Origin of the sequence: Ligilactobacillus acidipiscis (assembly GCF_900116935.1) — a bacterium.
Lineage (GTDB): Bacteria > Bacillota > Bacilli > Lactobacillales > Lactobacillaceae > Ligilactobacillus > Ligilactobacillus acidipiscis.
The window spans coordinates 2,594,936-2,607,423 of record NZ_LT630287.1 but is presented as its reverse complement, the minus strand read 5'-3'; the positions used below and the strand labels follow the sequence as shown (position 1 = coordinate 2,607,423).

The 12,488-nt window shown below is 39.3% G+C and carries 10 protein-coding genes; 9 read left to right on the top strand and 1 reads right to left on the bottom strand.

Annotated features, from left to right (window positions below):
- The first annotated feature begins 601 nt into the window (after nucleotides 1–601).
- The 5 genes from BQ5903_RS12065 (at nucleotide 602) to BQ5903_RS12045 (ending at nucleotide 5,354) form a co-directional block, all read left to right on the top strand.
- Nucleotides 602–1,987 (top strand): ISLre2 family transposase, encoded by a 1,386-nt coding sequence (locus BQ5903_RS12065; protein ID WP_079578614.1) that lies wholly within the window; start codon nucleotides 602–604, stop codon nucleotides 1,985–1,987.
- Between the two features lie 241 nt (nucleotides 1,988–2,228).
- On the top strand, nucleotides 2,229–2,363 hold the full coding sequence (rpmH, locus tag BQ5903_RS12060) for a 50S ribosomal protein L34 (protein ID WP_003701411.1): 135 nt from the start codon (nucleotides 2,229–2,231) through the stop codon (nucleotides 2,361–2,363).
- A 278-nt stretch (nucleotides 2,364–2,641) separates the two neighbouring features.
- Nucleotides 2,642–2,977 (top strand): ribonuclease P protein component, encoded by a 336-nt coding sequence (gene rnpA / locus BQ5903_RS12055; RefSeq protein WP_010495666.1) that lies wholly within the window; start codon nucleotides 2,642–2,644, stop codon nucleotides 2,975–2,977.
- Between the two features lie 32 nt (nucleotides 2,978–3,009).
- A complete protein-coding gene (yidC, locus tag BQ5903_RS12050; RefSeq protein ID WP_010495668.1) occupies nucleotides 3,010–3,849 on the top strand; it encodes a membrane protein insertase YidC in 840 nt (279 codons plus the stop codon).
- Between the two features lie 308 nt (nucleotides 3,850–4,157).
- On the top strand, nucleotides 4,158–5,354 hold the full coding sequence (locus BQ5903_RS12045; RefSeq protein ID WP_010495670.1) for an acetate/propionate family kinase: 1,197 nt from the start codon (nucleotides 4,158–4,160) through the stop codon (nucleotides 5,352–5,354).
- 124 nt (nucleotides 5,355–5,478) lie between these two features.
- On the opposite strand, the gene BQ5903_RS12040 is transcribed toward BQ5903_RS12045, so the two are convergent.
- Entirely contained in the window at nucleotides 5,479–6,555 is a 1,077-nt protein-coding gene (locus BQ5903_RS12040) for a GntR family transcriptional regulator (RefSeq protein WP_010495672.1), read from the bottom strand.
- Nucleotides 6,556–6,947: 392 nt separating this feature from the next.
- Between BQ5903_RS12040 and BQ5903_RS12035 the strand changes: the two genes are divergently transcribed.
- The 4 genes from BQ5903_RS12035 to araA all read left to right on the top strand — a co-directional run bounded on the left by BQ5903_RS12035 (nucleotide 6,948) and on the right by araA (nucleotide 12,254).
- The gene (locus BQ5903_RS12035; protein WP_079579632.1) at nucleotides 6,948–8,333 is read left to right on the top strand and encodes a sugar porter family MFS transporter; all 1,386 of its coding nucleotides are present in this window, start codon (nucleotides 6,948–6,950) and stop codon (nucleotides 8,331–8,333) included.
- Nucleotides 8,334–8,345: 12 nt separating this feature from the next.
- A complete protein-coding gene (locus BQ5903_RS12030; RefSeq protein WP_010495675.1) occupies nucleotides 8,346–9,959 on the top strand; it encodes a xylulokinase in 1,614 nt (537 codons plus the stop codon).
- 12 nt (nucleotides 9,960–9,971) lie between these two features.
- Nucleotides 9,972–10,703 carry an L-ribulose-5-phosphate 4-epimerase gene (locus tag BQ5903_RS12025; protein WP_079579631.1) on the top strand — a complete coding sequence of 244 codons (732 nt, stop codon included), beginning with the start codon at nucleotides 9,972–9,974 and terminating at the stop codon, nucleotides 10,701–10,703.
- A 126-nt stretch (nucleotides 10,704–10,829) separates the two neighbouring features.
- Nucleotides 10,830–12,254, top strand: coding sequence for an L-arabinose isomerase (araA, locus tag BQ5903_RS12020; RefSeq protein WP_079579630.1), 1,425 nt, complete (start codon nucleotides 10,830–10,832; stop codon nucleotides 12,252–12,254).
- Nucleotides 12,255–12,488: the final 234 nt, after the last annotated feature.

Genomic DNA, 12,488 nt, shown 5'->3' with positions numbered 1-12,488 from the left:
TGGACATTCCTCCTTTAATTAAATTTACACGTCACTCATTGTAGCATGGAATAGGTTAGTTTTCCACAATGTGCATAAGTAGAGAAAAAGTGATAACAGAGTGTTCTTTATATTATCAACAGGCTGTGTATAAGTTGGGGAAATGGTTACTTATTTTTAGTTTATCCACAGAAAGCGATGAAGGTCTGTCCTTAGAGTCATAAGTTAAAGATTAGTTATCCACAAAGTAATTCACAGGACGGACTTTACTTAGGAACAACCTGTGGATTGTGGATAATCCTGGCGAAAAGTTTGTGTATTACAAAAAAACAATTCACAGGAAATTGCCTGTGAATACACGTATTACTGCGAAGGTGTGGATAACTTTTTGTTCAAAAAAATTTTTAAACAAAAGTTTTTTGCCTGAAAAATTTCTGCTGAAAAAGTTTAAAGAATTTTCTTTATGTACAGAAAATTGTTAAATCTTTTGTTCGTTGAAAGATGTTTTTTAAGTTAGCGTAAAGTATTTGTGGGTGGAAGTCTAAAAAGACAAAAAAAGAGAAATAACTCTCTGTTACAATTGTAATTACGACAAAACAATGAAAGAGAGAGTTATTTCCCAATGAATATTTTACAACAGATGAGCGAACAAATGTGGGCGAATTTTACAAAAAATGGTGAAAAAGTTCTGTACCAAGATCTTGCCTTTGATGACTGGATCGAAAATACAATGGCCGCAGGGAGAAAACTATGCCTAAACTTGATCAGGGTCTTTTTAGAAGAAGCCGACCGGCAGTTTAAGGAGTCTGAGATCCGCAAGGATAAATTTGCGATCAAAGCGATCCGTGAAACGACTAAGTCGACTTTGTACGGTGATCTCACAGTGAAGCGGACATATTATCAAAATAAAGAAACCCGGGCGTATTTCTTTTTGTTGGATAAAGTCTTAGGCTGGCAAAAATATAGCCGGATGACGCTGGGAGTCAAAGCGCAGATCTTAGAAAATGTTGCTGGACATACTTACCAAGAAGCGCTCACGATGATCCCCCATTTGGGGATCCACTCTAAAACAGCAGTCATGAACATTGTTCACCGTGAAGGTCAACAACTGCCCAATGAGCCTTCTGTGACTGAGAAGCCCGCCCCCAAACCGATCCAAACGCTATTTATTGAAGCTGACGAAGATCATGTTGCTTATCAGGACAGTACTAATCGTTTCATGAAACTAGTTTATGTTCATGAAGGTTATGACGTAACTGATCCGCGCCATCCACTGATCAAAGCGCATTACTTTACGGGTAACTATCCGGGCAAAGACAACGAAGAATTATGGACAGAAGTTCTAGATTATATAGAGACCAACTATCGGCCAGAAAAAGTTTATTTAAGCGGTGACGGTGCTCAATGGATCAAGCACGGAGCCGACTTTATTCCGCACTGCACGTTCATTTTGGATCGGTTTCACTTACGTAAATATTGTAAAAAAGCTTCCGTAGGGATCGCTGGTCTGGACCGGACTTTATACCATTGGGCTTTAGCTGGACAAACTAATTTTATCCAGGATTACTTTAGGGTCCGTTTTAGTGACCCAACGGTAACTGTCAGCCAATGTCACAGCTTGAAACAAGCCGCTAAATATCTGACCAACAATGCCGCAGCGATTTGCGATAACCGCTTAGAGGATTATCATGGCTGTTCGGCTGAGGGCCATATCAGTCATTATCTGTCCCGGCGCTTAAGCTCACGTCCGCAAGGTTGGAGTTTAGTGGGTGCGCAAAGTGTCGCCCGAACACGGATCTTTCAGCTGAATGGCGGCAATATCACCAATTTCTTACAAGCAGAACAGCTAAAAGCGCTCAAGCAAGAAAAAATCAGCCAGTTCGACCGGCGTTTGAATGTCAGAAAAAACATTAAAAATAAGTATTATGAACAAGCACAAGCTGCGTTCAGTGGGCATTTGCGAGGACATCGGAGTTTGTGGCAACATGGTCTGCAAGTTGGCTGGTAGTTCAAAGACGCTCAATTCAAGCACAGCATTGGACTAAAAATAAATAGAGCAATTACAAAAAGCAGAGGAACAAGCCTTTTAAAAATTTACCCACACAAAGTTGACACTATCGTTTTTTAAAATTTTGTTTGCAATTAAAGCCATATATGATAACATAGACAAGTAAATCTGAACTTGAAGTGACTACCCTTTTATGGCAGAAAAAGATACAGAAGTTCAAACCAAGGAGGTGTCAGAACCGATGAAAAGAACTTATCAACCAAAAAAACGCCATCGTCAACGCGTACATGGTTTCCGTAAACGCATGAGTACAAGTAACGGTCGTAATGTGTTAGCACGTAGACGCCGTAAAGGCAGAAAAGTATTGTCTGCATAGATCACTGAGGCCGTCAGTGGTCTTTTTATTTTATAATTGTGTTTTTAAAAAGTTTTTAGAAAAAGAGTGGATATTTTTGTAAGTTAAGGTGACCGTGTTTAGTTGGTATTCGCCCTTTACTTGTTTTTTGCTCAGTTACTAGTTGAGTTTTGCAAATCAGAACTTTCCGCCTATCTAGCTTCAATCTTGCTGTGCAAAAAAGCACACTGCAAAATTGAATCCTGATAGTGCTCAGGTTTATTCGGTTTGCTCCACTCTGTTATTTTTGGAGATGTATTATGCGTAAATCTTACCGCGTCAAGAAAGAAGCGGAGTTTCAAAAAGTTTTTACTCAAGGCAAATCTTGTGCTAATCGTCAATTTGTGGTTTATGTTTTGGAAAAAACCGGACAACCTCATTTTCGTGTGGGAATCTCAGTTGGCAAGAAGATTGGAAACGCTGTAGCACGTAATTGGGTCAAGCGGCGGATACGCCAAAGCTTAACCGAATTAAAACCGCAACTTAAACAAGATTGTGACTTTCTCGTGATCGCACGTCCTAGTGCTGCAGGAATGTCTACTGCTGAGGTTAAACAGCATTTGATCCATGTTCTTTCTTTAGCGAATATTATATAGTTAAGAATTTCAATTAAGAGAGGTAGAACACGTTGAAAAAGGGGAAAAAGGCTCTTGCTTTATTTGGAGCTTTGTCTTTAGTACTAGTGCTTAGCGCATGTAGTACTGATCCTGTAAATTCTCAAAGTACAGGATTTTGGGACCATTATATTATCTGGAATTTTGTACGCGCGATCAAAGCCTTGAGTAACTTGTTTGGTGGCAGTTATGGTTGGGGGATCATTATCTTCACTATTATTGTTCGGATCATTATTTTACCGTTGATGTTTTATCAAATGAAATCATCACGGAAAACAATGGATCTGCAGCCGCAATTGAAGGAATTACAAGCAAAGTATCCTGACCGTGATCAAGATTCAATGCGTGCGATGCAAGAAGAACAAAGAAAATTATATGCTGAAGCTGGAGTTAATCCAGTTGCCGGTTTCTTACCATTGCTGGTACAGATGCCGGTCTTACTTGCTTTGTATCAAGCTATTTTCAGATCTCAAGAATTGAAGACTGGTACATTTATGTGGATGCAGCTAGGTGATAAAGATCCATATTTCATCTTGCCGGTCCTAGCCGCTATTTTTACATTTGCGACGTCAAAATTGAGTATGATGTCTCAGCCTGATACAGGACAAAAAGGTATGACAGCAGCAATGACTTATGGGATGCCGTTAATGATTTTTATTACTGCGTTAAATGTTCCTGCTGCATTGTCATTATACTGGGTCATCACGAATGCCTTTTCAGTTGGTCAGACGCTTTTGATCAATAATCCATTTAAGATCAACCGTGAAAGAGCTGAAAAGGAACAGGCTAAAAAAGAGCGTGAACGTGATTTGAAGAAGGCTAAAAAGCGAGCCCTAAGGAATCGTAAAAAATAAAAAGTATAATTGTAGTGATCAATGGTGTAAAATCTATTTTTGGATTTTATACCATTTTTTTGAACTATTCTTGAAGCCGAAATAGATCGGCGCAACTGTATTAATAAAGAATCGGTTTTTCTGCGCTTAAATTATATTTCTAGTTCAAGATACTGTTTTTTTACCAGTTTCAATGGTATGTTAGAAAAGTAATTGATTCATTGAAGTTTAATTAATGTTCAAATTTAGATATTAAACGTTTACAATGTTAATTAGTTGGACTATGATATTTTAATGTTGTATAGAATGTAAAAGGGAGAGGATCAAATATGGAGAAGCTGCTGGTCATTAACTCAGGCAGTTCAAGTTTGAAGTTTAAATTGTTAGTCATGCCAGAAGAAAAAGAAGTGGCAGACGGTTTAGTCGACCGGATCGGTATTGACGGATCAAAAATTAAGATCAAATATGGCGACGGACAAAAATATGAGCATGCAGAGGAAATTAAGGATCACGAAGTTGCTGTTGATCGCTTAACATTCTTGTTGAAGGATCTGGGCATCGTTAAAGACCTTAACGAAATTACTGGCGTTGGTCATCGTGTTGTGGCTGGTGGTGAATATTTTAAACACTCTGTTGTTGTAGATGATGAAGTTATCAAACATATCGATGAAATTGCAGATATGGCACCATTGCATAATCCTGCTAACTTGATGGGTATCAAGGCTTTTAAGGAAATCTTGCCAGATGCCTTCTCAGTTGCTTCCTTTGATACAGCTTTCCATCAAACGATACCAGCTGTCAACTACTTATACAGTACCCCTTATGAATGGTATCAAGACTACAGTGTTCGTCGTTATGGCGCACATGGTATCAGTCATAAATATGTTTCTCAATTAGCAGCAGAAAAATTGGGTAAACCAGTCGAAGATCTTAAGCTGATCACTTGTCACTTAGGTGCAGGTTCTTCTGTCTGTGCTGTCAAGAATGGTAAATCATTTGATATTTCGATGGGCTTTACACCATTAACAGGTGTTACAATGGCTACGCGTTCTGGCGATGTTGATGCAGCTTTGTTAGGTTATATGATGAACAAATTGAACATCGACTCAATGGATGATATGTTGGATATCTTAAACCACAAATCTGGTTTAATTGGTATTTCTGGTGTTTCTTCAGATATGCGTGACTTGCTGGAAGCTGAAGGTCAAGGCAACAAACGTGCTGGTTTAGCCATTGATATGTTCGTCAAAAACGTGGTTAAGTACATTGGCGAATATATTGCTGAAATGGGCGGTGTTGATGGTATCGTCTTTACTGCTGGAATCGGTGAAAACTCGATCCCAGTTCGTAAACGGATCATGGAGCGCTTAGAATACTTGGGCTTAACATTTGATGATTCTAAGAACTCCGAAAATTATGAAGGGATCATTTCACAACCAGATTCTAAGGTTGCTGTTTTACGCCTTTCAACGAACGAAGAATTGATGATTGCTCGCGATATTATGAAATTAAAAGGTGAAGCTTAAGAAGCTTTGCTTGATATCTAAGTTTGAGAAAACTCAGCTTCTGCATTTTTCAAACTGATTAAAATGAGAAACGTGCCTGCCAATAATGGTGGGCACGTTTTTTACATAATTGCAATTTATTTTTTTAGTTAATTTTGCGGACCGAATTACGTAATTGCAATTTCGGATGATGGACGATCGTTTTGACTTCCTGACCTTTGAGCAAAGATAGGATCCCTTCACCAGCTTCTTGACCAACTCTAGTGCGCTGATAGTTCATAGTCGTTAAACCAGGACTGAGATAGGCAGAGGAGTCAAAATTATCGAAACCGACTAATGAAATATCTTGCGGAATAGATAAACCCTGACCTTTTAATTTAGCAAGAACTTCAATAGCAAGTTCATCGTTATAGCAGGCAATTGCCGTCGGATAAGCATCACTGTTAAGATAAAAGTCAATTTTTTTGCTAACGACTCCAAATGGATCATGGGAACTATACATAATAATATTACTGTCTGAAAGATCGATGGACATTTCCTGATAAGCTTGCATAAAGCCGCTCATTCGATGGACACCTTGGCGATCGTCGACTTGAAAAATACCCAAGATCTTACGATGGCCCATCTCCAAAAGATAGCTGACCATCTTTTTTTCAGCTTCGGTATCGTCATTTAAAATTCCAGGCGCATCTAATTCTGGGTACTTAGCATTAATAAACAGCAGTGGGATATTCTTTTTGGTGATCTGCTGATAAATATCTAAATTTCTGTTGGGCTTGGCACTTTCACTAGGTTCGATTATTAAACCTGCGACCTGAGAATCAAGCATTTTGATCAAACTTAGGCGCTCTTTTTCTGGATCATTATGTGTGTTTGCAAGCAAAAGGGAATAGTTTTCTGTTCCGATAACTGCATCGATCTGAGAGATGACTTTAGGAAAAATATAGTCAGCAATATGCGTACAGATCAAGCCGATCGTTTTACTTTCTGTATTTAGGTTCCATTTTTTATTCCACTCTTCAACATACATTCCGCTCCCCTGAACTTTATAAATAAAATGTTCATTTTGCAGTTCTGTCAAAGCCTTTCTTACTGCATAGCGTGAAACATTGAAATCTGCCATTAGTTCAGTTTCCGTGGGCAGTTTATCATTCATCTGATAAGACCCAAAAGTGATTTGGTTCTTTAGTTTTTCTTTGACCTTAATAAAGTCGCTTTTCATTTCATTTAACCCCATAATTCATTTGAATAAATTTACATAAATAAAATTGTTCACAACAATTTTACGCTACGTATTTAGGATAACATAAGCCAACGTCTTTGTTAAAAGTAGTTTTGTAACGAGTTGGGACATTTGCTTTTAGCCTAAAACAAATTTCGAATGATTAGTTAAGATTAATTCTGCAAAAAATAAATAATTGTTTCACAAAAAAACGACACTTGAAATTAAAGGGTTTACATTGATTTTGCTTCACAAATTTATTCGCATGAATTTTAAAAAGGGTTGAATCGTTCGTATAAAATACTTATGATTAGAAACGTTTACATGGAGCGCACGTAATTCTTTGAAAGCGTTCCTAAATCATTAGTTCGATATTTAAGGAGGAGAATTCCGTGGCTCAAGAAAAGAAAATTTCGAGTAAGTATATTTATTTTTTTGGTTCTTTTGGTGGAATTTTGTTTGGTTATGATATTGGGGTCATGACAGGGGCTTTGCCTTTTCTGAAGAATGACTGGTCTTTAACTAATGCGTCAGTGATTGGCTGGATCACATCGGCAGTTATGTTTGGTGCAATTTTCGGAGGTTCGGTTGCTGGTCAGCTTTCTGATAAATTTGGTCGGAAAAAGATGATTTTGGTTTCGGCTGTGATTTTTGCTATATTTTCGCTGCTTTCAATGGTTTCGCCGAATAACGGAGCACTGTACTTGATCATTATCCGAATTCTGTTGGGCTTAGCTGTTGGGGCTGCGTCGGCTTTAGTACCTGCCTATATGTCGGAGATGGCGCCAGCCAATGCGCGAGGCAGTCTCTCCGGGTTGAATCAGACAATGATCACTTCGGGAATGCTTTTATCATACATTATGGATTTCTTGTTAAAAGGCTTGCCTGAAGCTTGGGGTTGGCGAGTCATGCTTGGGTGTGCTGCCATACCAGCCGTCATTTTATTTCTAGGTGTTTTAAAGTTGCCAGAATCACCGCGTTTCTTGATCAAAAACGGTCAACCGGATGAAGCGCGTCAGGTTTTGTCATATATCCGCAAGGACGATAGTGAGATCGAAGCAGAAATAAAAGGAATTGAAATTGCTTCTACAAAAGAAACTAAAGTAGCAGAAAAAACTTCTTGGGCAACATTGTTTAGTGGCAAATATCGTTATCTGGTTATCGCCGGTGTTGGTGTTGCTACGTTTCAGCAATTTCAAGGCGCAAATGCAATTTTTTACTATATACCTTTGATCGTTGCAAAAGCTACCGGAAATTCGGCCAGTTCCGCGCTGTTATGGCCTGTTATCCAAGGTGTGATCTTAGTTTTAGGTTCATTGCTGTATATTGTGATCGCAGAAAAGTTCAAACGGCGTACTTTGTTGATGCTTGGCGGTACTGTGATGGGATTATCATTTATTTTGCCATCATTGTTGAACCTGATGATCGCTAACATGAATCCGATCACGATCGTTGTTTTTTTATGTATTTACGTTGCCTTTTATTCGTTTACTTGGGCTCCGTTAACATGGGTCATTGTCGGTGAGATGTTCCCACTTGCTGTTCGTGGGCGTGCTTCTGGCTTAGCTTCCTCAATGAACTGGGTCGGTTCATGGGCCGTTGGTTTGGTCTTTCCAATTATGACAGCCGCAATGGCACAAGAAGCAGTTTTTGCAATTTTCGGTGTGATTTGTTTAGCAGGAGTCTTATTCGTTCACTACTGCGTTCCTGAAACACAAGGACATACATTGGAAGAAATTGAAGAAGCTGGCATGAACCATGGCAAAAATAAAGACTAGGGGGTAGGTTGAATGAATATCGCTGAAATAGCCAAAGAGATCCAGGGCGGCAACACAGCCTTAGGGATCGAACTTGGGTCAACACAGATCAAAGCGGTCTTAATAACAAAAGATTTTGAACCAGTAGCTTCAGGCAGTTTCTTATGGGAGAACAGTCTAAAGGACGGTATTTGGACTTATTCCTTAGATGAAGTTTGGGATGGGATCAAACAAAGCTATCAGCAAATGTCTGCTGAAGTTTCGACTAAGTATCACGTTCAAGTTGAAAAAATTGGTTCGATCGGTGTTAGTGCGATGATGCACGGTTATTTGGCTTTTAATAAAAATAATGAACTATTGGTTCCATTTAGAACATGGAGAAACACGATCACAGGTGATGCTGCTGGAGAGCTAACTAAGCTGTTTAATTTCAATATTCCATTACGTTGGAGTATTGCTCATCTGTACCATGCGATTTTACAAAAAGAAGAACATGTTAAGGATATAGACTTTATTACGACATTAGCTGGATATGTGCACTGGCAATTATCTGGCAATAAAAACGTTGGCGTCGGTGATGCCTCAGGAATGTTCCCAATTGGTAAAGATGGACAATTTGATCAAGAAAAAATGTCTCAATTTGAGGATTTAGAGTTGGTCAAACAATATCCTTGGAAGTTACAAGACATCTTGCCAACAGTGTTAGAAGCTGGCCAAAATGCTGGTAACTTAACAAAAGCAGGTGCTAAGTTACTTGATCCGAGCGGCAAATTACAAGCAGGTAGCGTCATGGCACCACCTGAAGGCGATGCTGGGACTGGTATGATCTCAACTAACAGTGTTAGAGAACGGACAGGTAACATTTCAGTTGGTACTTCGGAATTTTCAATGAATGTTTTAGATAAACCATTGAAAAAAGTACATCGTGATATTGATATCGTGCAAACACCAGATGGTTTGCCAGTTGCGATGGTCCACATTAACAATTGTTCTTCTGACATTAACGCTTGGGCGGATATTTTTAAGGAGTTTGCAAGACGTTTAGGGATTGATCTTAAACCAGACGAATTATATTCGACCTTATTCTTGGATACTACTAAAGGTGACGAAGATGCAGGCGGCGTAGTCAACTACAGTTATCTTTCAGGTGAACCTGTGACAAAAACGGATGAAGGACGACCGTTATTTGTTAGGACACCAAATAGTAACTTTAACTTAGCAAACTTTATGACAGCTCAATTGTACTCAGCTTTTGCTCCACTTAAGATCGGAATGGATATTTTGCTCCATGAAGAAGGAGTTTCAACTGATGTTATGATCGCACAGGGTGGTTTGTTCAAGACACCAGTTGTTGCGCAACAAGTATTATCTAATGCGTTGAACTTACCGATCTCTGTCATGACAAATGCCAGCGTTGGTGGTCCTTGGGGTATGGCTGTCCTAGCACAGTATGTGGCTTCAGGTGCTAAAGAGTCATTGGCTGATTACTTGGATACGAAAGTCTTCTCTGATTCAGAAACAATGACATTAAGCCCAGAACAAGAGGGAGTTGATGGCTATGAGAAATATATTGAACGTTATCAAGCAGGTCTTCTTGTTGAAGATCAAGCCGCTATATTAGAAGATCCAGTCGAAAAACAACAATAAAGGATGAATGGAATGTTAGAAGAGTTAAAACAAGAAGTTTATAAGGCTAATATGCAACTTCCAAAGTTAGACTTAGTTACCTTCACTTGGGGTAATGTTTCTGGAATTGATCGTGATAAAGGGCTATTTGTTATTAAGCCATCTGGAGTTGATTATGACAAGCTGACATCGGACGACATGGTCGTAGTTGATTTAAACGGGAATGTTGTTGAGGGTAAGTTAAACCCATCAAGTGATACTCCCACGCATACAGTTTTATATAACAAGTTTCCAAATATTGGTGGGATCGTGCATACTCATTCTCCTTGGGCGGTTGCGTTTGCTTCTGGCGGAGTTGATGTTCCTGCATTAAACACTACACATGCGGATACATTTTATGGGCCTGTCCCAGTTTCAGATCCCTTATCTAAAGAAGAAATTGAAGATGCTTACGAGGAAAACACTGGTAAAGTGATCGTTCGAACGTTTGAAGAACGCGGAATCGATGAAGAGGCTGTGCCAGCTGTGTTGGTCAACCAACATGGGCCATTTACTTGGGGTGCTACTCCAGATAAAGCCGTCTATAACGCTAAGGTCCTTGAAGCTGCTGCCGAAATGGATTATCACGCCTTACAACTAGCAGGACACGAACAGATCGGTGTTCCTCAGTATTTACTTGATAAGCATTATTACAGAAAACATGGTAAAAATGCTTACTACGGTCAAAACAATGCGCAGTCACGATCACATGCCAAGCGGAAGTGAGCAGCTGAAAATTGTTTGTTAATAAATTATGTGTATCAAATTTAAAAACCGGGCGAAATGTTTTTAAGGGGTCAGATTTCTCCCAAAGACATGAAGCCCAAATAAAAAATCTAAGGAGTGTTTTTAATGTTATCAGTACCAGAGCACGAGTTTTGGTTTGCTGCAGGTAGTCAACCTCTTTATGGTGAAGACACATTGAAGAGTGTGGTTGATGATGCTAAGAAAATTGTTGAAGGTTTGAACGAAAAGGGTAACTTGCCATATAAAGTTGTCTTCAAGCAAGTTCTGACAGATGCAGACGGTATTACAAAATTCATGAAGGAAGCTAATTATCAGGACAAAGTTGCTGGTGTGATCACATGGATGCATACATTTTCTCCAGCTAAGAATTGGATCCGTGGAACAAAGTTATTGCAAAAGCCGTTGCTGCATTTAGCTACACAATACCTTAACAATATTCCTTACGACACGATGGACTTTGATTACATGAACTTGAACCAAAGTGCTCATGGTGACCGTGAATATGGCTATATTAATGCTCGTTTAGACAAGCGTAATAAAGTCATCTATGGGTATTGGGGCGATGAAGAAGTTCAAAAAGAAATCGCAGACTGGGAAGATGTTGCAGTTGCTTATAACGACTCATTCAACCTAAAAGTTGTTCGCTTTGGTGATACAATGCGCGACGTTGCGGTTACAGAAGGCGACAAGGTTCAAGCTCAGATTCAACTTGGCTGGACGGTTGACTATTACCCAGTTGCTGATCTGGTAGAAGAGATCAACAAAGTTACTGAAAAGGAAATCGATGCTGAATACGAGGACTTAAAGTCTAAGTATGAATTAGTTCAAGGTAATAATGATCCTGAAAAATATGAGCATGCAGTTCGTTATCAATTGAAACAATATATCGCTATGAAACGTTTCTTTGAACGTGGCGGTTATTCAGCATTTACAACTAACTTTCAAGATCTGCATGATATCGAAGAACTTCAAGGTTTGTCAGCTCAATTATTAATGCGTGACGGTTATGGTTTTGCTGGTGAAGGTGACTGGAAGACAGCAGCCTTGTTACGGGTCTTCAAGATCATGACACACAATAAGCAAACAGCCTTTATGGAAGACTATACACTTGATTTGCGCAAGGGTCATGAAGCAATTCTTGGTTCGCATATGTTGGAAGTTGATCCTTCGATCGCATCTGAAAAGCCGCGGGTCGAGGTCCATCCATTGGATATTGGTGATAAAGACGATCCTGCGCGTTTGGTATTTACTGGTTCAGAAGGCGACGCTGTTGATGTTACAATGGCTGACTTTCGCGATGGTTTCAAGATCATTAGTTACCCAGTTGATGCCAACAAACCGGAAAAGGAAACTCCACACTTGCCAGTTGCTAAACAATTATGGACACCAAAAGCTGGCTTGAAGCAAGGTGCTACAGAATGGATCCATGCTGGTGGTGGCCATCATACGGTATTCTCATTCACTGCTAGTGAGCAACAGGTTGCTGATTTGGCGAACTTATATCGTGCAAATCTAGTTGAAATCAAATAGGAAATAGCAAAGATTGTTTCACGTGAAACATTTTAGTCAGGAAAAATGAACACATGAGTTGAAATGGTCGGATCATAAGGAGTAGCAGGGCAGCTGTAGTTTATAGGCTGTCCTGTTTTTTACGTTAAAAATGAAGAGCTTGTGGTGTAAGGTTTAGTGCTAAACAATCATTGTTGATTTAACATAATTGCGGTTCTAAAGTTATTTAGGGACTTTGTCAAATAGTGTTGATGG

What these genes read in the sequence shown, in the direction of transcription:
- BQ5903_RS12065 (WP_079578614.1), top strand. Translation starts at nt 602, where the DNA reads ATGAATATTTTACAACAGATGAGCGAACAAATGTGGGCGAATTTTACA.
- rpmH (WP_003701411.1), top strand. Translation starts at nt 2,229, where the DNA reads ATGAAAAGAACTTATCAACCAAAAAAACGCCATCGTCAACGCGTACAT.
- rnpA (WP_010495666.1), top strand. Translation starts at nt 2,642, where the DNA reads ATGCGTAAATCTTACCGCGTCAAGAAAGAAGCGGAGTTTCAAAAAGTT.
- BQ5903_RS12045 (WP_010495670.1), top strand. Translation starts at nt 4,158, where the DNA reads ATGGAGAAGCTGCTGGTCATTAACTCAGGCAGTTCAAGTTTGAAGTTT.
- BQ5903_RS12040 (WP_010495672.1), bottom strand. Translation starts at nt 6,555, where the DNA reads ATGAAAAGCGACTTTATTAAGGTCAAAGAAAAACTAAAGAACCAAATC.
- BQ5903_RS12030 (WP_010495675.1), top strand. Translation starts at nt 8,346, where the DNA reads ATGAATATCGCTGAAATAGCCAAAGAGATCCAGGGCGGCAACACAGCC.
- BQ5903_RS12025 (WP_079579631.1), top strand. Translation starts at nt 9,972, where the DNA reads ATGTTAGAAGAGTTAAAACAAGAAGTTTATAAGGCTAATATGCAACTT.
- araA (WP_079579630.1), top strand. Translation starts at nt 10,830, where the DNA reads ATGTTATCAGTACCAGAGCACGAGTTTTGGTTTGCTGCAGGTAGTCAA.